Source organism: Pseudomonas sp. PK-RTE-24, from assembly GCF_054052265.1.
Genome location: NZ_CM133224.1, coordinates 2,529,440 through 2,549,053, shown reverse-complemented (window position 1 = coordinate 2,549,053; position 19,614 = coordinate 2,529,440). Strand labels below are relative to the sequence as shown.

Sequence of the window (19,614 nt, the reverse complement as noted above, 5' to 3'; positions counted from 1 at the left end):
ATTCGTTCGTCCTGAAATGCAGTGCTTAGAAGTTCACGCCGAAGCTGAGCGCCACGAAGTCGCGGTCATCCACGGTGGTGTACTTGCCGTCGAAGAAATTGGTGTAAGCCAGGCTCGCGGTGTAGGTGTTCTGGTATTCGGCGTCGACGCCCAGGCTGACCGCTTTGCGACCTTCCTCGAAGTTGCCGCCAGGGCCTGGCGAGTAACCGCTGACGTCGTGGGACCAGGCCACGTTCGGCTTCAGGTTCACGCCAGCGAACACGTCGTTGTATTCCCAGATCGCCCGACCACGGTAGCCCCACGACATCGACGTGGTGAAGCCGTCGTTTTCGCAATTGCGGCTGCGGTTGTTCTGCGGCGAACCGGGACCTGCGCCGTTGATGGTGCTGTTGTTGAGGATGTTGGCGCAGGTATCGACTGTGCCAGTAGCCGGCAACTCACCCGGACCGTAGACCGGATCACGGCCATAGCGCTTGTCGGAACGGCTTTCCAGGCCACCGACGTAGGTGGCGCCGACTTCACCGACGAGGGTCAGACGGCTGGCGCCCATGACCTGATCGAAGAAGTGCGTGAACGTCGTCTGGATCTGGGTGATTTCCTTGCGCTCATAGCCGTGCAGGTCCTGACCCGGCACGCCAGTGAGCAACGAAGCGTTGGTCAGCGCGCCGCCCAGTGGACGCACGCCGGCAAACAGGATGTCGGTGGAGTTCAGTTGTACCGGCGCGTTCGGACGGTAGCTGATCTCACCGCTCCACGCCGTACCGGTAGGCAGGGTGGTGGAGAAACTCAGGCCGTAGAGACGAATGTCTTCCGGGTATTCGATGAAGTAATTCGAATTGCCCGCGACCAGCAGCGGTGCCAGTGCGGCGAACGGCCCCGGCAGCGCGGCGGCAGTGTTGTAGACCGACTGCGGTGCGCCGGTTGCACTGAAGATCGGCGCACGGCTGTGGTAGTTCATGAAGTAGGCGCCGAACTCGGTGTCGAGTGGCTCGAACATGTATTTGAGGGACGCGCCCCACTGCCCGCTGTCGCGCGCGTCACGGTCCGGCCCACGGCGCACCAGCACGCCTTCTTGGTCGACGTTCACACCGTTGGCGGCCAACGGCCCCAAAGCGATCGCCGGAATCTGCGAACGCTTGTTCAGTACGCGCAGATTGCTGTCGCAACCGTCAGCAACGATGTCCGGCTGGGAGAAGAAGGTGCCGCAGTTGTCGACGACGGTCTGGTCCCATTCCAGTTGGTAGAACGCTTCGGCCGAGAGGTTATCGGTGAGGCTCTGCGACACGTAGAACATGTTGACCGGAATCAGGCCTTCCTTGATCTCGGCGCCCGGACGACGGAACGCGGAGACGTCGATCGGGTTGATCGAGTTGATGCCGCCGCCGATGAAGGTACTTTCACCCCAGCTCACTACCTGCTTGCCCAGACGCACGGAGCCCGGCTGATCGGCAATCGCGTAGTTGTGGTAGACGAAGGCGTCGAGGATCTGCCCGCCGGAGGACTTGGCGCCCTCTTTGCGGTTGCTGTCGCTGATGTCCTTGAATTCGCGGCTCTCGTCCTTCAGTTCGAAGTCGTACCAGTATTTGCCACGGACGAACACGCCGGTGTCGCCGTATTTCAATTCAAGGTCATGGATGCCCTTGAAGATCTTCGAAAAGGTTTCGCCGCTCTTGAAGTTGGCGTGCCCGTCATCGGAAGTCTGCGACAGGCCACGGCCGCCGTTGTTGACGCCGATAAGGTTCTTGTTCGGGCTCTGAGTAGACCAACTGGCACCGATCGACAGGGACGAGTCGAACTGGCCTTCGATTTCACCGACGTTGAAACTGACGCCGAATGCAGGCCCGGCGAGCGAGGAGGCAAGACTGACCGCCAGAGGCAGTTTCGCCCGGCGCCAGAACTGGTTTACTGAGGTCATCGACGCTACTCCATGTGCATTATTGTTATGGCAGTGAGTACTTTTAAAAACGCTGTGGAGGACCGGGCGCCAAGGCTGCCCGAAATCGCTCCAGAGTTGCTCGCCCCGATCAGTGCGTGTGCTCCGTTTCTAAAAAGTCCTTGAGCGGACTATATCCAGCGGGTGGTAGTGCTTGATCCCTCTAAAGTGTGATTTGCAGCCGCCAACCACTCTGGAACAGTCCTTTCGCCAGTCCGACACACGTCGGCAGGGCAAGGATGGCTGATTTTTTCTATTTCACAAGCCAAGCGCTTGCTTGGTGGGTCTGGCGCGCCGGTTTCGGCGCGCCAGCAGGCACTCAAAGTGTGGAAAGGAAGGTGCTGTTGTTGGCTTGCCACTCGGTGATGTCGAGGCGAATGCGCTTCTTGTCGAGCTTGCCGACGCTGGTCTTGGGAATTTCGGTAACAAGGGCGATCTGACTGGGGATCGCCCACTTGCTCAAGTGTCCCAGCTCGACGAACGGCTTGAGGTGTTCCTTCAGTTCCCGTGCACCGATCACCTGCCCTTCGCGGACCACCAGCAAGGCAAACGGGCGCTCGCCCCACTGCGGATCGGCGATGCCCACCACTGCTACTTCGCGTACCGCCGCATGCCGGCTGATGAGGTCTTCGAGGTCAAGGGAGGAGATCCACTCGCCGCCGGTCTTGATCACGTCCTTGATGCGATCACGAATATCAATCACGCCCATGCTGTCGAGCGTGGCGACGTCGCCGGTGTGCAACCAGCCACCGGCCCAGAGCTCGGCGCCCTTCTGCGGTTCATTGAAATAGCCTTCGGTCAGCCACGGCGCGCGCAGCACCAGTTCGCCCTGGGTTTCACCGTCGGCGGGAAGGAAATTGCCGTCGCCGTCGACAATCGCCGCTTCGACCAACGGCCCCGGCACGCCAGCCTTGATCCGGTAAGTGGTGCGCTCGTCTTCGCTGCCGGCCATCAGTTCGTCGTTGAGGTGCGCGCAAGACACCAGCGGCCCGGTTTCCGACATGCCGTATGCGGCTGTCAGCTGAATGCCACGGGCCTTGGCGTTTTCATAGAGGCTGCGATTGAGCGCGCTGCCGCCGATGACGATTTTCCAGCCGCCAAAGTCGGCACCCTGCGCGGCCTTGGCGTTGAGCAGCATCTGCAGGATGGTCGGCACGCAATGGGAAAAAGTGACCTTCTCCTTGCGCCACAACTCCACCAGATACTCCGGATCGTAACGCCCCGGGTAGACCTGCTTGAGCCCGAGCATGGTCGCCACGTACGGCAAACCCCAGGCGTGAACGTGGAACATCGGCGTGATCGGCATGTACACATCGTTGGTGCCGAGCAGCCGTACGCTGTCGATCGAACCCATGATCGTCGCCACGCCGATGGTGTGCAGCACCAGTTGCCGATGGGTGAAATACACGCCTTTCGGATTGCCCGTGGTGCCGGTGGTGTAGAACGTGGTGGCGACCGAGTTTTCGTCGAAGTCCTGGAAATTGTATTGCGCACTCGCAGCGGCCAGCAGTTGCTCATATTCGCCGACGAGGTTCGGCAGCTCTGCGGTTTTCTCCGGCAGATCGCTCAGCAGCAGGGTTTTCTCCACCGTGGTCAGCTGCGGCGCAATCGCCTGATACAGCCCGACGAACTCGCTGTTGACCAGCACGAAGCGGTCCTCGGCATGGTTCATGGTGTAGAGGATCTGCTCGGGCGACAGACGCACGTTGATGGTGTGGATCACCGCGCCGATCATCGGAATGGCGAACATGCATTCCAGATAACGGTGGCTGTCCCAGTCCATCACCGCCACGGTGTCACCGGCCTTGACCCCGGCAGCCGTGAGCACGTTGGCCAGCCGCGCAACCCGCTCGATCAGGGTCGGATAGCTATAGCGCAACTGGTCGCGGTAGATGATTTCGCGGGTTTTCTCGTAACGGGCGCCGGACATCAGCAACCGTTTGATCAGCAATGGATACTGGTAGGCCCCATCGGCCGGCGGAATGACCCGAGTCTGCAACATAAGAATCCCTTTTCTGACTGCACGGTGTTGGCGGAGAGATTCGTACTCTAGTGCGCCTGCATGACAGTCAAATCAGCCAAAGGAATGATTTGCAGAGCCGTACAAATGCTAGCTTTGCGCCAGCACCCCAGGTATCGGGAAATTGGATATGGCCCCTGTAGGAGCTGCCGAAGGCTGCGATCTTTTGATTTGCTTATGAAAAGACAAGATCAAAAGATCGCAGCCTCGTTGCACTCGTCAGCTCCTACAAGAGAACAATGCGGCCCGGTCAGTGCATCTCGGTGAACGCGATTTTCACGCCGAGAGCGATCAGCACCGCGCCCATGGTGCGGTCGAACCAATGGCCCATGCGCGCGAAGCCGGCGCGCACGCGGTGTTGGCTGAACAGCATCGCCACCAGACAGAACCAGATCGCCGTCGCCACCGCCAGGTAAACGCCGTAACCGGCCTGCACGGCCAGCGGCGTGTGCGGATTGATCACCACGGTGAACAGCGAGAGAAAAAACAGCGTGGCTTTCGGGTTCAGGCCGTTGGTGACGAAGCCCGAGGTAAACGCGCCCCGCGCGGTGCGTACGCCGGTTTCCCGGTGCAAATCATCGGTGACGGTTTTCGCCGGTTGCGCGCGCAAGGCCTTGAAGCCGATGTAAAGCAGATACGCGGCGGCGGCCCACTTCAGCGCGTTGAACAGCACGATCGATTGCGACACGATCAGACCGATGCCGAGCAACGAATAGCCGACATGCAGGAAAATCGCCGAGCCCACGCCCAGCGCGGTCCAGGTGCCGGCGCGACGCCCGTGGGTCACGCTCTCGCGCACGACCACGGCAAAGTCCGGGCCGGGGCTGGCAACGGCGAGCAGATGGATCAGGGCAACGGTCAAGAACTCGGTCCAGTACATGGGGGCTCCTCAGGATTCGAATGTTCACACTGGACTCATTGCCGAATGCTTTCCCTGTGGGAGCGAGCCTGCTCGCGAAAGCGCTGGGTAAGCCAACAGAGATGTTGACTGGGCCAGAGCTTTCGCGAGCAGGCTCGCTCCCACAAGAGTTCAAGGCATCTCGGTGTCGAGTAACCAATTGTTTCATCTGGTAGGCTCGGCAGAGTACGCCCTCCGCTCACAGCACAAAAGGTACAGTTGATGACGAACACGCGCCGCGCGGTATTCCTTGATCACCCTTCGCTGGATCTCGGCGATCTGGACCTCGGTCCGTTGCGCGAATGCTTCAGCGACTTGCAGCTGTTCGCCCAGACTCTGCCGGAACAGGTCAGCGAACGCCTGCACGGCGCCAGTGTGGCGATCACCAACAAAGTCGTGATCGACGCTGCTGCCATAGCCGCCAACCCGCAACTGAAACTGATCCTGATCAGCGCCACCGGCACCAACAATGTCGACCTCGCTGCCGCCCGCGCTCACGGCATCACCGTGTGCAATTGCCAGGCTTACGGCACGCCGTCGGTGGCGCAACACACGATCATGCTGTTGCTCAACCTCGCTACGCGCCTGGCCGACTATCAGCAAGCAGTGGGCGAAGGCCGCTGGCAACAGGCGAAACAGTTCTGCCTGCTCGACTACCCGATCATCGAACTGCAAGGCAAAACCCTCGGCCTGCTCGGCCATGGCGAACTTGGTGGTGCCGTGGCGCGGTTGGCCGAAGCGTTCGGCATGCGTGTGTTGCTCGGGCAGATTCCCGGGCGCCCGGCTCGGCCGGATCGCTTGCCGCTGGAAGAACTGCTGCCGCAGATCGACGCCCTGACCCTGCACTGCCCGCTCAACGAGCACACCCGGCATTTCATCGGTGCCCGCCAACTGGCCGCGATGAAGCCTGGCGCATTTGTGGTCAATACCGCCCGGGGCGGCCTGATCGATGAGCAGGCGCTGGCCGACGCTTTGCGCAGCGGTCACCTCGGCGGTGCGGCGACCGATGTGTTGAGTGTCGAGCCACCGACCCAGGGCAATCCGCTGCTCGCCGCCGATATCCCGCGCCTGATCGTCACCCCGCACAACGCCTGGGGCAGCCGCGAGGCACGCCAGCGTATCGTCGGCCAACTGAGCGAAAACGCCCAGGCGTTCTTCAGCGGTGAGGCGCTGCGGGTCGTCAGTTGATAAACTGCGGCACTTTTTTTCAAGGAGCAGTTATGGATCCGCGCAGTGAAGTACTGCTTCGTCAGGCCGAGTTATTCCAGGGTTCGCTGCTGTTGGCCGGCCTGCCCGCCGATGATCTGCTCGGACGCCTGCCCAATGCGTTCGGCTGGTGCTGGCACGCTGGCGACCAAGCCGCACTGGACGCGCGTTTCGAGGGCCGCAGCCAGTTCGGCGTGAATGTCCCGGAGCGCGAGTTCGACAGCGCTGTGGTGTTCCTGCCCAAATCCAAGGACCTGACCGATTACATCCTCAACGCCGTGGCGTCGCGTCTGGCCGGGCGTGAGGTGTTTCTGGTCGGGGAAAAACGCAGCGGCATCGAAGGAGCGTCCAAGCAGCTCAATCCGTTTGGCAAGCCGCGCAAACTCGACAGCGCCCGTCACTGCCAGCTCTGGCAAGTCACCGTGGCCGATGCGCCTGAAGCGAAACCGCTGGAAAGCCTGGCGCAGACCTACGAACTGCCGCTGGCCGAAGGGCCGTTGAAAGTCATCAGCCTGCCGGGCGTGTTCAGCCACGGTCGACTGGATCGCGGCAGCGCCCTGCTGCTGGAGCATCTGGACAAACTGCCGAGCGGCCATCTGCTCGACTTCGGTTGCGGCGCCGGCGTGCTCGGGGCTGCGGTGAAACGTCGCTATCCGCACAATCAGGTCACCTTGCTGGATGTCGACGCGTTCGCCGCCGCCAGCAGCCGTCTGACCCTGGCCGCCAACGGCCTGGAGGCGGAAGTGCTGACCGGGGACGGCATCGATGCGGCGCCGATGGGTTTGAGCGCGATTCTGAGCAATCCGCCGTTCCATGTCGGCGTGCACACCGATTATTTCGCTACGGAGAACCTGCTGCGAAAAGCGGCGAAACATCTGAAAAACGGTGGCGAACTGCGCCTTGTGGCGAACAGCTTTCTCAAGTATCAGCCGTTGATCGAGGAGCACCTGGGCGTGTGTGCGATCAAGGCTGAAGGCAACGGTTTCCGGATTTACCGGGCCAAGCGCGGTTGAAAATTTGTTCTTGCCCAATCGGATTTGCCTAGGCAGAATCCGCTCCGTCCTAGGGGAGTAGTCTCCCACGAGCGCCAAGCTCGTCCGGCATACGTCAACATACTTGATCCTCAGATCATGGCGTATGCGACCCAAGCGTCCGCACCAGACGGATCGCAGGGTTTGACAAGACCTATGACACGCACACCTTACCCGGGGCGGGAAGGCTGTACGTGTCATAGCCGTGTCGACCCGCCCCTTAGGAAATCCCTGATGCTGGACTCGCTACTCGTTCCCACCGCTATCGTTGCCTTGGCCGAAATCGGCGACAAGACGCAACTGCTCGCGCTGATTCTCGCCGCTCGCTTTCGCAAACCCTGGCCGATCATTGCCGGGATTGTCGCCGCGACTTTGGCCAACCACGCAGCAGCCGGTGCGGTAGGCGCCTGGTTCGGCAGTTTCTTCTCCGACGCCGTTCTGCACTGGATCCTCGCCGCCAGCTTCGCCGCCACGGCACTGTGGACACTGGTCCCGGACAAGATGGATGACGACGAGGCCAGCACGGCGCGCAAGTTCGGGCCGTTCCTGACCACACTGATCGCATTCTTCCTGGCGGAAATCGGCGACAAGACCCAGATCGCCACGGTGATGCTCGCCGCGCAATATCCGGAACTCTGGCTGGTGATCATCGGCACCACAGTGGGCATGCTGATTGCCAACGTGCCGGTGGTACTGGCGGGTAACTTTGCCGCAGAGAAACTGCCGCTGACCCTGATCCGCCGCCTCGCGGCTTCGGCGTTCATGATTCTGGCGATTGTTGCGGTTTATAAAGCGATGCAGAGCAGCGGCTGGGTTTAACCCTGAGAGAAGGATCGTTCCCACGCTCCGCGTGGGAATGCAGCCGGGGACGCTCTGCGTCCCGCTTGGAACGCGGAGCGTCCCTTGCGGCGTTCCCACGCAGAGCGTGGGAACGATCATTGGCTCAGGACTTCGGGGCTTTTTCGTACAACGGCATCACCTTCGGAATCGCTGCCTGCAACGCAGCAATGCGGCTGCTGGATGCCGGGTGAGTGCTCATGAATTCCGGTGGCGCGCCTTCGGAAGCCTTGCTCATCTTGTCCCACAGGGTGATCGCCGCGTTCGGGTTGTAGCCGGCGCGGGCGGCCAGTTCCAGGCCTATCAGGTCAGCTTCGTTTTCGTTGGCGCGGCTGTTGGGCAAGGTCATGCCGTAGTTGGCGACAGTGTCGGCCAGCGCCAGGCTGTCCTGGCCCAGACCGAACAAAGCGCCGGCGCCCTGCTTGGCCATTTCCATGCCATAGGCTTTGGACATCGCCTCACGGCCGTGCTCGCGCAGGGCGTGGGCGATTTCATGGCCCATGACCGCAGCGATTTCATCGTCGGTGAGTTTCAGGCTGTCGATCAGTCCGGTGTAGAAAATGATCTTGCCGCCGGGCCCGCAGTTGGCGTTGAGCTCATCGCTCTTGATCAGATTGACTTCCCATTGCCACTGCGCCGCGTCCGGGCGGAAGGTTGGCGCCTGGGCGATCAAGCGGTTGGCGATGGTCTGCACGCGTTTGGCTTCCGGGCTGGTCTTGTCCAGCACACCTTTGCTCGACGCCTCGCCGACAGTCTTCTGATACGACTGTGCGTACATCTGGTCGACCTCTTGCGAGGACAGCATGCTGAACATGTACTGCTTGCGCTCCACGCCCACGGCGCCGCCGCTGGTGGTGTTGACCGACTGACAACCGGCCAGCAACAGCGCTGCGCTCAAAGCACTTACCACTAATGTCTTGTTCATTCAAAAGCTCCCTGAAAACCTGAGGCGTATCCTAGGCGGCTAATTGTATTGGCGCCAGATACAACGGACGCATTGCGCGTACATCCACCTAAGGCCGCAAGACTGGCTGGAAATTCCTCGACGCGCATTGAATCCGCCGTGCACCGATCCATCAGCGACATCGCGCGGCGATTCCGACCAACGTCTCTCATGGCCCCGCACACCCCGCCGATAAATCCCTCGCAGATTGTCCTCTTGCGTGCGGAGCTCCCATGAAGTTCAAGTCGATCCAGTTTTCCGTCGCCGCTCTGGCCGGCGCCATCGTTCTCAGCGTGGTCGCGGCGCTGGTGCTGTACGCGCTGTTTTCCGGCGCCCGCACTCAAGAAATGGTGCAACAGCGCACCCAGGCGCAGTTCGAGCAAGTCATCGAACAGCGCCTGACCTCGCTGGCGCAGACCCAGGTCAGCCAGATCCAGCGCGAACTCGAAGCGCCGCTGCTGATTGCCGGCGGCCTGGTGCGCGTCAACGCCCTGCTCGGTACAACCGGCGCCGACGGTCAGCCGCGCCTGAGCGTCAGCCGCGAGCAACTGATCAGCCTGATCAAGGAAAACGTCGAAAAGAACCCGAAGATTCTCGGCACCTACATCGGCTGGGAAAAAAACGCACTGGACCACAATGACGCGGCCTACATCGGCAGCGCCGTGGTCGGTATCGATCCGGCCACCGGGCGCTTTTTGCCGTGGTGGTTCCGCAATACCGACGGCAGTCTGGGCGTGGACAAACTGGCCGATGTCGACGATCAGAAAACCTTGTCCACCGGGGTGCGCGCCAGCGAGTACTACCTGTGCTCGAAAGAGACGAAGAAAGCCTGCGTGATCGACCCGGCACCGTACAAGGTCGGCGACAAGATCGTCATGCTCGCCTCGTTCATTGAACCGATCATGGTCAACGGCGCGTTCCAGGGCATCGTCGGCGCCGACCTCTCGGTGAACTTCATTCAGGACATGCTCCTCGCCGCCAACCATAAGCTTTACAGCGGCGCCGGTGAAATGGCCCTGGTCGGCGGCAATGGGCGGATCGTTGCCTATACCAAGGATTCGAGCAAATTCGGCGAAAAAGTCAGCGACATTCTCGACGCCGAACAGGCCAGCAATCTCGCCAACCTCAAGCGCGACGAGGTCACCTATTCGGTGAATCAGGCCAAGGGCCGCATCGAATTGTACCTGCCGTTCGGCATCGGCCAGACCGACGCACGCTGGACACTGATGCTGCAATTGCCGCTCAACGCCGTCATGGCCGATCTGCAAACCCTCCAGGCTGATCTTGATGCCCAGCGCAAGTCCGACACCTTCGGCATGGCCATGGTCGGCCTGATCATCGCCGGCATCGGCCTGCTGGTGATCTGGCTGGTGGGTCACGGCATCGCGCGGCCACTCAAGCAAATGGTCGCCATGCTTGATGACATCGCTCAGGGCGAAGGCGATCTGACCCGTCGCTTGAGCAGTGACCGCAGCGACGAATTGGGCTCGATTGCCAAAGGCTTCAACACTTTCCTCGCGAAGTTGCAGGCGATGATTACCCAGGTGGTGACCTCGGTGCAGAGCGTCAGCGATTCCTCGGAACACACCGCCGACATCGCCATCCGCACCAACATCGGCGTGCAGAAACAAATGGCCGAAATCGATCAAGTGGCGACAGCGGTGCAGGAAATGACCGCCACCGCCCAGGACGTGGCGCGCAACGCCACGCAGGCCGCACAAGCGGCAAGCCACGCCGATCAGGCCGCCAGCCAGGGCATGCAGATCGTGCGCGACACCTCGAATTCGATTGGCGTACTGGCGGTGGAAATCGGCAAGGCTGTCGAGGTGGTGCAGACGCTGGCCAAGGACAGCGAAAACATCAACGCCATCCTCACTGCCATTCGCGGCATCGCTGAACAGACCAATCTGCTGGCACTGAACGCGGCGATCGAAGCCGCGCGAGCCGGCGAGCAGGGTCGTGGTTTTGCCGTGGTCGCCGACGAGGTGCGTAATCTGGCGCAGAAAACCCAGAAGGCCACCGAAGAAATCCAGAGCATGATCCAGCAGTTGCAACAGGGCACCCGCGATGTGGTGCGCGTCATGGAAGACAGCCAGAACCGCACCGACGAAAGCGTGCAGCACGCGGCGAAAGCGGCCGAAGCGCTGGAAACGATCACTCAAGCGGTGTCGGTGATCAACGACATGAACACGCAGATCGCCAGTGCGGCAGAAGAGCAAAGCGCAGTGGCCGACGACATCAACCGCAACGTGATCAACATCGGTCAGGTGGCGAATGAAGTGGCGGGCGGTGCGGATGAATCGAGTTCGGCGAGCGCCGGGTTGACCAAACTGGCGGAACAGCAGCGGCGGTTGATCAATCAGTTCAAGGTCTGAAAGATCAAGAGCCCCTCACCCTAGCCCTCTCCCGGAGGGAGAGGGGACCGACCGCGATGTCTTGCGCTATACATCGACCTGAAAAAAAAAAGTCGATTATGGATTCACAACAGATCGTTCAGGTCGGTGTACCTCTCAAGCATCCCCCATTCGGCGCCCTCTCCCTCCGGGAGAGGGCTGGGGTGAGGGGATTTTGATCCACGCAAATCAAGCCGGGGTCAAACACTCCGGCCCATTCAACTTCGGATCATTCACCAGATTCGCCAACACCCGCTCACGCAGCGCCGCCGGCTCACTGGCGAGCAACCCCTGCAGCACATGCAGCGGCGTTTCGGGATCAAGCCAGGCAGCCTGCCCCGCTTCATCGAGAATCAACGGTCGCCGCTGACTCGCCGCCGATTGAGTGATCACTGCCGTGCTCAGCCAGACCTGTTCCTGCACCGGATACGCTTCCCAGATCGCGGCGAAAAACAACGATGAGCCCTCCCCCGGCGTCAACCAGTACGGTCGCTTGCGCTGGGTGCCGCGCCATTCGTAGAAACCGTTGGCCGGCAGCAGGCAACGCCGCAGACGCAGCGCCTCACGAAACATCGGCTGCTCGGCCACGGTTTCGGCGCGAGCATGGGCCGGGGTCTTCGACAGATCGGTCAGCCACGGCGGTGTCAGGCCCCAGCGCGCACGGGCCAACGTGCGCTGGCCGCCTTCGTCGGCACGCAGCATCAACACCGAATCATTGGGGGAAATGTTCCACTGCGCCTGTTGATCGGCGGGAAAACCTGGCAGGGCCGCAAAGTCGCGGTTCCAGCGAAACAGGGCATAACGTCCACACATGGGGCAACATAACTCTGAATAAAACCAGCGCCAGCCTAACAGACCAGCGTCCCGGGGAAGCTCTCCGGTTCGTCGCCGTGTAGCGGCAGCGCGGCATTGTACAAGTTGATCAGCTCGCGGGCGTATTCGGCCTGATCGTTATCCACCGACAGCCCGAGCAGGCCGAAGATCGGCAGTTCACCCGTACCGCCCACCAGATCACAGCCGATCAGGTGCGCCTCGATTCCTTCGTTGGCGAGCATGCCCTTGAGCATCTCGCCTTCCATCAGGTTCGCCGGTTCGTAGATGCGCTGCATACGCGGCCCTCACTCGTTTTCGCTGAAGACTTCCAGATGCCACTCGTCCTCATGGACTTGCAGGACAAAGGTGATCGGACGACAGCACACCTGGCAATCCTCGATATACGTTTGATCGCCGCCGGACAAATCCAGCGTGGTCTCGACTTCCTCACCGCAATACGGACATTCATACCGTGCATCTTCCAGCATCGCGGTCTCCCAAGTGACTTGTGCGTATAATCGCCGGTCTATTTGCAGGGCTATTTTTGTCTGGCTACTTTTCAGACCGTGCCCTGCGGGTTTTCGATCAAACCCTTTACTTACCCTAGCCGTTTCCAACAAGAGAGCATGATGGGCGAATTCGATGCCATCCGACCTTACGACGACAGCGAAGTACCTGCGGTACTGGCAAGGCTGCTCGGCGACAAGGCGTTTCTAGATATCCTCACCCACTTCCGCTTCCCGCGTTTTGCCGGTGCCTTCGGCTGGATGCTCAAACCTCTTATAGCCCATCGGCTGCGTCGTGAGTTTGCCGACGTGAATTCCGTGGCTACCTTACAGGACAAAGTCGAGTTCTACGTCGACCACACCATCGAGCGCGCCACCGACGGCGTGACCTATACCGGTGTCGAGCAGTTCAAGTCCGGCAGCGCCTACCTGTTCATCGCCAACCACCGGGATATCGTCATGGACCCGGCCTTCGTCAACTACGCGGTGTACCACGCCGGCCTGCCGACGCCGCGCATCGCGATTGGCGACAACCTGCTGCAGAAGCCGTTTGTCAGTGACCTGATGCGCTTGAACAAGAGCTTCATCGTCCACCGTTCGATCACCGGCCGTCGCGAAAAAATGGCGGCGTATCAATTGCTGTCGGCGTACATCAATCACTCGATCCGCAACGATTGCGCGTCGATCTGGATTGCTCAGGCTGAAGGTCGGGCGAAGGACGGCGACGACCGCACCGAGTCGGCGATCCTCAAGATGTTCCACATGAGCCGCAAGGACGAGCCGTTCGGCGAAGTGATCCGCTCGCTCAACGTGACGCCGGTGTCGATCAGCTATGAGTACGACCCCTGCGACCAGGCCAAGGCCCGCGAACTCTACATCCGCGCCACCACCGGCACCTACGCCAAGGCGCCGGGCGAGGATGACGTGAGCATTGCCAAGGGCATCACCGGCTACAAGGGCCGGGTCCACGTGAACTTTGCCGCGCCGATCACTGAGGTGTTCGAGGACACCAAGCAATTGGCGATCGAGATGGACAAGCAGATTCTCGGCGGCTACCGGTTGTTCCCGGTGCATTACCTGGCGTACGCGCAGTGGGCGGATGCCGATCTGCAACTGAATGTGCCGACGGCGGCCGAGGTGTTCCCGGCTGACGAACTGGCCAAGGCGCAGGATGAGTGGCAAAGCCGTCTGGACGCCTGCCCCGCTGAGCATCGTCCGTACCTGGTGCTGCAATATGCGACGCCGGTGCGCAATCAGTATCGGGTCAAGGCTGGGTTGCCGCTGTAGGCAACGGCTGTGGCGAGGGGATTTATCCCCGTTGGAGTGCGCAGCGCTCCCAAGTTTTTACCTGAGAAAAACGGGGCCTGCTACGCAGTCCAGCGGGGATAAATCCCCTCGCCACAGGGTTTGCTTTTGCTTTCAGAAGCGCGTGCTGATCCACGAGACGATCAGGGCCAGGCCCAGGCAAGCAAATCCGAAGCGATAGAAAAACCGGTTCATGCGCAACGTCGCCCAATCGAGCATCGGCTCGGCATTGGGCTGCGCCTGGCGCTGTGCCGCCAGACTGGCCTGGGCGCGTTGCTCACGGCGGCGGGTCGCGTGCAGCAGCCAGCTGCCCGGAAAGGCCAGGAGCAAGGCCAGCAGGTTGATCAACTTGGCGGGATGGGCGGTAAACAGCGTCATCAAGTGCAGCGACATCACAGACCTCGAACTTAACCGGTGTGGCAGACGCCAGACCGACGACCGCGGCGCGAATTCTACCCAAACCCTGACGCCCTGCCCCAGCCTTTGCGACAAATAACCTGACAATCGACCGATGGCTGTCCTGTGTCATGGCATCGTCACGTGGATGCTTCACCCTGCGCGCCTCGAAACCCGAATGGAATGCGACATGCTGCACGCGGAAAACCAGGATCGTCTGTACCTCATCACTCCTTACGACGACCAGCAAAGCCTGATCGGCAGCCTTGCCTTCAACGTGCAGGATCGGCACTGGCTGGTGTATTGCGCGCTGGGCGGGCATCAGCATGCGGACCTGCCCGAGACCGATTTGTTGACTGGCGTGAGCGTGCTTGATTTCTATTCCCAGGCTGCCTGAACAAAAGCACCCTCATCCTAGCCCTCTCCCAGAGGGAGAGGGGACTGACTGAGGTGTTTGCAGTAGATACGCCGACATGAGATACCGCGCCGAATTCAGGTTTTGAAGCACACGCGATCGGCTTCCTCTCCTTGGGGAGAGGGGACTGACCGAGGTGTTTGCGGTAGATACGCCGACTTGAGATACCGCGCCGAACTCAGGTTTTGAAGCACACGCGATCGGCTCCCTCTCCCTCGGGAGAGGGCTGGGGTGAGGGGAATCGATTTCCCATACGACACAAATCTCAGATCCACAAAAAAGCCCGGAACCATCACTGGCCCCGGGCTTTTTCATATTCGCCGCACGCTTACTCAGCGAGCACCTGACCCACGGTCGGGTCCTTGAACAGACGCGTCAGTGCGTCACTCAATACATCGCTGACCAGTTTGGTATTGGTCTCCTGATTCGGCGCCATGCCGAAGCGCTGGTCCAGCGACGCACCGTAACGGCCGCTGTAACGGCGGTTGGCGTTCTGCACGTCGGAGCGGAAGGTCGCGCCGATGGTGGCTTCGGTCACGTACATGCCTTCTTTCGGCGACTGGTATTTCAGCTCGGCCAGGGTCACGGTCAGCTGCGGCGCGTTAGGTGCGCTGGTGGTCGGGGTGAAGCCGAGCAGACGTACGGCAGCTTCGGCCTGGGCCTGCAGCTTCGGCAGGATCTGCTCGCGCTGCACGGTGATGGCGCTGGTTTCCGGATACAGACCGCCACGGGTACCGAGGGTCGGCGACGGACGACCGTCGACCACACGCACGATGACCGGCTGGCCGCGACCGACCGCTGGCAATTGCGTGGTCAGCTTTGGCTCCGGATTCAGTTGTTGCGGGCTGTGGGCGCAGCCGGCGAGGGTCAAACCGGCGACAGTGATCAAACCGAACAACAGGCGTTGCAACATGCTCTTCTCTCCAGAATCAGGCACAAACAGGCCGGCAGTATAGCGGTGGGCCACTGCGCGTAACCAGCGTCGCACAGTGAATACTGAAATGTCTGACAAACCCCGCCGAAAGCGGTTCCTGTCACACATTCTTCACCGTCCATACACCGCGACGTCACGGCCCACCGGCAAGCTTCACAGCAGTCCTCCTTCAAGGAACTCTGCCATGCGTTATCTGATCTCGCTGTTCGCCCCACGCCCGCTGCATCGCAGCTTTGCCCTGCTCGACCGCAACGGTCATTGCCAGGCCTTCAAGCAGTGCAGCCTGCAACCGATGGGCGACGGCTGGGTGGAAATCGAAGAAATCCGCCTGACCTGGCTGAACCAGCCGCTGCCCGCCAGCGCCCGGGTCGTACCGCGACAAATGCGCGCACGGGGTCAGGTGCAGTTGAGCATCTGACCGGATGCCTAATAAAAGTCATTAAACACGAGCAACTGCGCGCATTTCTTCGCTACAATCTCCCCCCGATTATAAGGACGTCTCCTGATCGGGCCCCGCAACACCGTCAATGCGCATGCATCGACATCAAAATCGCCCACAGAGAGCCGCCCACACAGATCGAGTGAAGTTGGCGCGCTTGCCTGTTCTTCCGGCAAAAACCCGCTTTTCGCGAATCTGCAGAGCTGTCATTCGCTCGGCCACCGCGTTGTTTTGCCCTAGCGGGCAGGTGCCAGGCCAAGGCAGCCCTTTTTTGAGGTTCACGTCTTCAAAAGAGCGTGAAAAAAACGGGTTTTCACAACTTCACAAGAGTGTGGCGAGCAAATGAATAGTTTTGCGTCTGAACATGCACCATTAGCGTCTGAAACAGCCCAACGACACAGGACCGGGTATACCTCGAACATCGGAGCCTGAAGCCTGTCCGCTACGGATTTGGTTGCACGAAAACGGATGACTCGACCATAAGTCGAATTGCCAGCCCTGCGCGAAAATGCGTTCATGGAACGCTTGAAACCAGGCCGCACGCATCCGTCGAAGTTGCGAAAAATTGCGAAGATTCGGACATGGCCCACCTGACCACGGATAGCCCGGGCCCACTGACCTGCCCTGGAACGCCTGGCAGCCATGCCGACAATTTGGTGCTGCAGATTTGGGAGACGCGTTAAATGGCGCATAACGAAGCAGTCGACGTAGTTCTGGTAGGGGCCGGCATCATGAGTGCCACCCTGGCCGTACTGCTCAAAGAGCTCGACCCCGCGATCAAGCTGGAAGTCGTCGAGTTGATGGATTCCGGCGCCGCCGAGAGTTCCAATCCGTGGAACAACGCCGGTACCGGTCACGCCGGCCTGTGCGAGCTGAACTACACCCCGCAGGCTGCCGATGGCAGCGTCGACATCAAGAAAGCCGTGCACATCAACACCCAGTTCGAGGTGTCGAAGCAGTTCTGGTCGTACCTGACCAAGAAGGGCACGTTCGGCTCGTGCAAATCCTTCATCAGCCCGGTTCCGCACCTGAGTTTCGTTCAGGGCGAAAGCGGTGTGTCGTTCCTCAAGGAGCGCTTCAATGTCCTGAGCAAGCACCACGCGTTTGCCGACATGGAGTACACCGAAGACAAAGGCAAGATGGCCGAGTGGATGCCGCTGATGATGCCGGGCCGCTCGCCCGACGAAGTCCTCGCCGCCACCCGTGTGATGAACGGCACCGACGTCAACTTCGGCGCCCTGACCAATCAGTTGCTCAAGCACCTGAGCAGCGCCCCGGACACTCAGGTCAAATACTGCAAGCGCGTGACCGGCCTCAAGCGTAACGGCGCCGGCTGGACCGTCAGCATCAAGGACGTCAACAACGGCAACACCCGCGAAGTCGACGCAAAGTTTGTCTTCCTCGGTGCCGGTGGCGCGGCCCTGCCGTTGCTGCAGGCGTCGGGCATCGAAGAAAGCAAAGGCTTCGGCGGCTTCCCGATCAGTGGCCAGTGGCTGCGTTGCGATAACCCGGAAGTGGTCAAGCACCACCAGGCCAAGGTCTACAGCCAGGCGGCCGTGGGTTCGCCACCGATGTCGGTGCCGCACCTCGACACTCGCGTCGTCGACGGCAAGAAATCCCTGCTGTTCGGGCCATACGCCGGTTTCACCACCAAGTTCCTCAAGCATGGCTCCTTCATGGACCTGCCGATGTCGGTGCGCGCCGGCAACATCGGGCCGATGCTGGCGGTGGCGAAAAACAACATGGACCTGACCAAGTACCTGGTCAGCGAAGTGATGCAATCGATGGAACAGCGCCTGGAATCCCTGCGACGTTTCTACCCGCAGGCGAAAGCCGAAGACTGGCGCCTGGAAGTGGCCGGCCAACGGGTGCAGATCATCAAGAAGGACCCGAAAAAGGGCGGCATCCTGCAGTTCGGTACCGAACTGGTCGCGGCGAAAGACGGCTCCCTCGCCGCGCTGCTCGGCGCTTCGCCAGGCGCGTCGGTGACCGTTTCGATCATGCTTGAACTGATCGAGAAGTGCTTCCCGGCCAAGGCCTCCGGCGAATGGGCTACCAAACTGGCCGAGATCTTCCCGGCCCGTGAAAAGGTTCTGGAAACCGATGCTGCGCTGTATCGCAAGATCAACACGCAGAACAACATCGCCCTGGAACTGGTTGAAGAAAGCAGCGAGACCCCAAGCTACGCTTGATCTTGCCGCATAAAAAACGCCCCGATCGGGGCGTTTTTTTATGGCCTTGAAAAGCAAAAGATCGCAGCCTTCGGCAGCTCCTTGTATCTCGACTAACGCTCCGTCAGGAGCGATAGTTCTCGACTGATCATCGAGGGAGGGACTTGGAAGCCGCGCAGCTCCTTAGGCTTTTTGCCTGTGACGTAGATCGTGCTCCAGCCCTCCACACTCACTCGTACAGTTCGCACGGTATCTTGGGCCCGCCTGCGGCGAGAGCCCGCATTCGCAAGGTTGGACAGAGTGACGTGATGATCGCAACAGGGAACAAGTGGAGAATCAATCATGTCCGGTTTCGTTGGCGTCGACATCGCAAAGAACACCTTTGATATCGCTACACACCAGCCCAACGGCAAGCACAAAACCAAGGCCAAGCTGGCCAACGATCCAAAGGGCTTTAAAGAGTTTGAGGCGTGGCTAGAAAAAAATGCCGAGCGTTCGGCCCTGATCGTGATGGAAGCCACCAGCGTCTACCATTTGGAGCTCGCGGAATTCGTTTACAACAAAGGCTTCCGGGTCTGCGTCGTGAACCCGGCTACGACCAAAGCGTACGCTGACAGCGAACTGCGCCGCATCAAGACTGATAAAAGCGATGCCAAACTGATCGCCGACTTTGCCCGGGAAAAGGATCAAAAACTTCACCCATGGGCGCCTGAGCCGCTGAAATACCGCCAGTTAAAAGCAATGGTGCGCCGCCTGGATGACCTTCAGGAAATGGAACAAATGGAGCTTAATCGTCTGGACGTTTCCGACGAAAAGGTCAAAGACTCGATCAACTCCGTTCTGCGCCATATCGAAAAAGAGATCGTAGAAACGCATAAGGCGATCAAAAAACACATCGATGACGACCCGGATATGCGTCAGATGCGGGATCTCATCGTAACCATCGACGGCATCGGACAAAAAACGCTTGAACGATTGCTCGCCGAACTGGGTGACTTGCGCAAATACAGTGATCCTCGCCAACTGGTCGCTGCTGCAGGGCTGAATCCAAAGCTGCAGGAATCAGGAAAGCTCAAAGGTCACACCCTGATCTCAAGAGTAGGGTCAGCACGGCTGCGTGCAGGCCTTTACATGCCTGGCATGGTGGCGCTGAAACACAATAAGGCGATCAAGGCGATGAAAGAACGCCTGGAAGCCAATGGCAAGGCCCCCAAGCAGATCATCTGCGCAGCAATGCGCAAGCTGCTGCACTTCATTTACGGAGTGCTCAAGTCAGGACTGCCATATGACCCGAAACTTGCGCTTGCCCGGTGAGGCTCAAGACGGTATCTACAGGGCCAACATAAATCCCATGTAGGAGCTGCCGAAGGCTGC

The 19,614-nt window shown here is 60.3% G+C and carries 18 protein-coding genes, 1 pseudogene and 1 riboswitch; of the genes and pseudogenes, 10 read left to right on the top strand and 9 right to left on the bottom strand.

All coding sequences use genetic code 11. The annotated features are described in order from the left end of the window. Positions 1-25 precede the first annotated feature (25 nt). The 3 genes from ACV8MC_RS11490 to ACV8MC_RS11480 form a co-directional block, all read right to left on the bottom strand. On the bottom strand, positions 26-1,915 hold the full coding sequence (locus ACV8MC_RS11490; protein WP_056790239.1) for a DUF1302 domain-containing protein: 1,890 nt from the start codon (positions 1,913-1,915) through the stop codon (positions 26-28). Positions 1,916-2,252: 337 nt separating this feature from the next. Further along, positions 2,253-3,935, bottom strand: coding sequence for a fatty acid--CoA ligase (locus ACV8MC_RS11485; RefSeq protein ID WP_252876884.1), 1,683 nt, complete (start codon positions 3,933-3,935; stop codon positions 2,253-2,255). Between the two features lie 268 nt (positions 3,936-4,203). Next, positions 4,204-4,833 (bottom strand): LysE family translocator, encoded by a 630-nt coding sequence (locus tag ACV8MC_RS11480; protein ID WP_056790244.1) that lies wholly within the window; start codon positions 4,831-4,833, stop codon positions 4,204-4,206. Positions 4,834-5,073: 240 nt separating this feature from the next. On the opposite strand from ACV8MC_RS11480, the gene ACV8MC_RS11475 reads away from it, so the two are divergent. From ACV8MC_RS11475 to ACV8MC_RS11465, 3 genes are all read left to right on the top strand, one after another. After that, complete coding sequence (locus ACV8MC_RS11475; protein ID WP_457265313.1) at positions 5,074-6,039, top strand: 2-hydroxyacid dehydrogenase; 966 nt, start codon at positions 5,074-5,076, stop codon at positions 6,037-6,039. A 32-nt stretch (positions 6,040-6,071) separates the two neighbouring features. Continuing rightward, positions 6,072-7,070, top strand: a complete 999-nt coding sequence (locus tag ACV8MC_RS11470; protein ID WP_457265311.1) for a methyltransferase — start codon at positions 6,072-6,074, stop codon at positions 7,068-7,070. A gap of 39 nt (positions 7,071-7,109) precedes the next feature. Beyond that, positions 7,110-7,234: riboswitch (yybP-ykoY riboswitch) on the top strand. An 88-nt stretch (positions 7,235-7,322) separates the two neighbouring features. Then, on the top strand, positions 7,323-7,907 hold the full coding sequence (locus ACV8MC_RS11465; protein WP_016773243.1) for a TMEM165/GDT1 family protein: 585 nt from the start codon (positions 7,323-7,325) through the stop codon (positions 7,905-7,907). Positions 7,908-8,031: 124 nt separating this feature from the next. On the opposite strand, the gene ACV8MC_RS11460 is transcribed toward ACV8MC_RS11465, so the two are convergent. Beyond that, positions 8,032-8,850, bottom strand: a complete 819-nt coding sequence (locus tag ACV8MC_RS11460; RefSeq protein ID WP_016773242.1) for a M48 family metallopeptidase — start codon at positions 8,848-8,850, stop codon at positions 8,032-8,034. Positions 8,851-9,101: 251 nt separating this feature from the next. Here ACV8MC_RS11460 and ACV8MC_RS11455 point away from each other — a divergent pair. Then, positions 9,102-10,340: pseudogene (locus ACV8MC_RS11455) on the top strand (methyl-accepting chemotaxis protein); the annotation flags it as partial. A 60-nt stretch (positions 10,341-10,400) separates the two neighbouring features. Continuing rightward, positions 10,401-11,243 carry a methyl-accepting chemotaxis protein gene (locus ACV8MC_RS11450; protein ID WP_370593580.1) on the top strand — a complete coding sequence of 281 codons (843 nt, stop codon included), beginning with the start codon at positions 10,401-10,403 and terminating at the stop codon, positions 11,241-11,243. Between the two features lie 207 nt (positions 11,244-11,450). On the opposite strand, the gene ACV8MC_RS11445 is transcribed toward ACV8MC_RS11450, so the two are convergent. From ACV8MC_RS11445 to ACV8MC_RS11435, 3 genes are read right to left on the bottom strand one after another with little or no spacing between them, the layout of a single operon-like run. Continuing rightward, positions 11,451-12,074 (bottom strand): SOS response-associated peptidase, encoded by a 624-nt coding sequence (locus ACV8MC_RS11445; RefSeq protein WP_256809611.1) that lies wholly within the window; start codon positions 12,072-12,074, stop codon positions 11,451-11,453. 35 nt (positions 12,075-12,109) lie between these two features. After that, positions 12,110-12,370 carry a putative signal transducing protein gene (locus tag ACV8MC_RS11440; RefSeq protein ID WP_041479982.1) on the bottom strand — a complete coding sequence of 87 codons (261 nt, stop codon included), beginning with the start codon at positions 12,368-12,370 and terminating at the stop codon, positions 12,110-12,112. Positions 12,371-12,379: 9 nt separating this feature from the next. Beyond that, positions 12,380-12,562 carry a CPXCG motif-containing cysteine-rich protein gene (locus ACV8MC_RS11435; protein ID WP_041479983.1) on the bottom strand — a complete coding sequence of 61 codons (183 nt, stop codon included), beginning with the start codon at positions 12,560-12,562 and terminating at the stop codon, positions 12,380-12,382. Positions 12,563-12,703: 141 nt separating this feature from the next. Between ACV8MC_RS11435 and ACV8MC_RS11430 the strand changes: the two genes are divergently transcribed. Further along, on the top strand, positions 12,704-13,867 hold the full coding sequence (locus ACV8MC_RS11430; protein WP_457265309.1) for a 1-acyl-sn-glycerol-3-phosphate acyltransferase: 1,164 nt from the start codon (positions 12,704-12,706) through the stop codon (positions 13,865-13,867). A gap of 132 nt (positions 13,868-13,999) precedes the next feature. Here the strand turns inward: ACV8MC_RS11430 and ACV8MC_RS11425 are convergent, their stop codons facing one another. Next, positions 14,000-14,278: a hypothetical protein gene (locus tag ACV8MC_RS11425; RefSeq protein ID WP_016770663.1), complete on the bottom strand. Its 279-nt coding sequence runs from the start codon at positions 14,276-14,278 to the stop codon at positions 14,000-14,002. Positions 14,279-14,471: 193 nt separating this feature from the next. Here ACV8MC_RS11425 and ACV8MC_RS11420 point away from each other — a divergent pair, with 193 nt between their 5' ends. After that, positions 14,472-14,678 (top strand): hypothetical protein, encoded by a 207-nt coding sequence (locus ACV8MC_RS11420; protein ID WP_095181665.1) that lies wholly within the window; start codon positions 14,472-14,474, stop codon positions 14,676-14,678. A gap of 346 nt (positions 14,679-15,024) precedes the next feature. Here the strand turns inward: ACV8MC_RS11420 and ACV8MC_RS11415 are convergent, their stop codons facing one another. Then, positions 15,025-15,609, bottom strand: coding sequence for a YajG family lipoprotein (locus tag ACV8MC_RS11415; protein ID WP_039761315.1), 585 nt, complete (start codon positions 15,607-15,609; stop codon positions 15,025-15,027). Positions 15,610-15,814: 205 nt separating this feature from the next. Here ACV8MC_RS11415 and ACV8MC_RS11410 point away from each other — a divergent pair, with 205 nt between their 5' ends. The 3 genes from ACV8MC_RS11410 (at position 15,815) to ACV8MC_RS11400 (ending at position 19,554) form a co-directional block, all read left to right on the top strand. Then, positions 15,815-16,048, top strand: coding sequence for a hypothetical protein (locus ACV8MC_RS11410; protein WP_039761314.1), 234 nt, complete (start codon positions 15,815-15,817; stop codon positions 16,046-16,048). A 704-nt stretch (positions 16,049-16,752) separates the two neighbouring features. Continuing rightward, the gene (gene mqo, locus ACV8MC_RS11405) at positions 16,753-18,261 is read left to right on the top strand and encodes a malate dehydrogenase (quinone) (RefSeq protein ID WP_457265307.1); all 1,509 of its coding nucleotides are present in this window, start codon (positions 16,753-16,755) and stop codon (positions 18,259-18,261) included. Between the two features lie 321 nt (positions 18,262-18,582). Then, entirely contained in the window at positions 18,583-19,554 is a 972-nt protein-coding gene (locus tag ACV8MC_RS11400) for an IS110 family RNA-guided transposase (RefSeq protein WP_252867835.1), read from the top strand. Positions 19,555-19,614 lie beyond the last annotated feature (60 nt).

Coding starts and splice junctions, on each gene's coding strand:
- ACV8MC_RS11400 (WP_252867835.1), top strand. CDS start 18,583: ATGTCCGGTTTCGTTGGCGTCGACATCGCAAAGAACACCTTTGATATC.
- ACV8MC_RS11430 (WP_457265309.1), top strand. CDS start 12,704: ATGGGCGAATTCGATGCCATCCGACCTTACGACGACAGCGAAGTACCT.
- ACV8MC_RS11435 (WP_041479983.1), bottom strand. CDS start 12,562: ATGCTGGAAGATGCACGGTATGAATGTCCGTATTGCGGTGAGGAAGTC.
- ACV8MC_RS11450 (WP_370593580.1), top strand. CDS start 10,401: ATGATTACCCAGGTGGTGACCTCGGTGCAGAGCGTCAGCGATTCCTCG.
- ACV8MC_RS11465 (WP_016773243.1), top strand. CDS start 7,323: ATGCTGGACTCGCTACTCGTTCCCACCGCTATCGTTGCCTTGGCCGAA.
- ACV8MC_RS11460 (WP_016773242.1), bottom strand. CDS start 8,850: ATGAACAAGACATTAGTGGTAAGTGCTTTGAGCGCAGCGCTGTTGCTG.
- ACV8MC_RS11440 (WP_041479982.1), bottom strand. CDS start 12,370: ATGCAGCGCATCTACGAACCGGCGAACCTGATGGAAGGCGAGATGCTC.
- ACV8MC_RS11445 (WP_256809611.1), bottom strand. CDS start 12,074: ATGTGTGGACGTTATGCCCTGTTTCGCTGGAACCGCGACTTTGCGGCC.
- ACV8MC_RS11420 (WP_095181665.1), top strand. CDS start 14,472: ATGCTGCACGCGGAAAACCAGGATCGTCTGTACCTCATCACTCCTTAC.
- ACV8MC_RS11480 (WP_056790244.1), bottom strand. CDS start 4,833: ATGTACTGGACCGAGTTCTTGACCGTTGCCCTGATCCATCTGCTCGCC.
- ACV8MC_RS11425 (WP_016770663.1), bottom strand. CDS start 14,278: ATGTCGCTGCACTTGATGACGCTGTTTACCGCCCATCCCGCCAAGTTG.
- ACV8MC_RS11490 (WP_056790239.1), bottom strand. CDS start 1,915: ATGACCTCAGTAAACCAGTTCTGGCGCCGGGCGAAACTGCCTCTGGCG.
- ACV8MC_RS11475 (WP_457265313.1), top strand. CDS start 5,074: ATGACGAACACGCGCCGCGCGGTATTCCTTGATCACCCTTCGCTGGAT.
- mqo (WP_457265307.1), top strand. CDS start 16,753: ATGGCGCATAACGAAGCAGTCGACGTAGTTCTGGTAGGGGCCGGCATC.
- ACV8MC_RS11470 (WP_457265311.1), top strand. CDS start 6,072: ATGGATCCGCGCAGTGAAGTACTGCTTCGTCAGGCCGAGTTATTCCAG.
- ACV8MC_RS11410 (WP_039761314.1), top strand. CDS start 15,815: ATGCGTTATCTGATCTCGCTGTTCGCCCCACGCCCGCTGCATCGCAGC.
- ACV8MC_RS11485 (WP_252876884.1), bottom strand. CDS start 3,935: ATGTTGCAGACTCGGGTCATTCCGCCGGCCGATGGGGCCTACCAGTAT.
- ACV8MC_RS11415 (WP_039761315.1), bottom strand. CDS start 15,609: ATGTTGCAACGCCTGTTGTTCGGTTTGATCACTGTCGCCGGTTTGACC.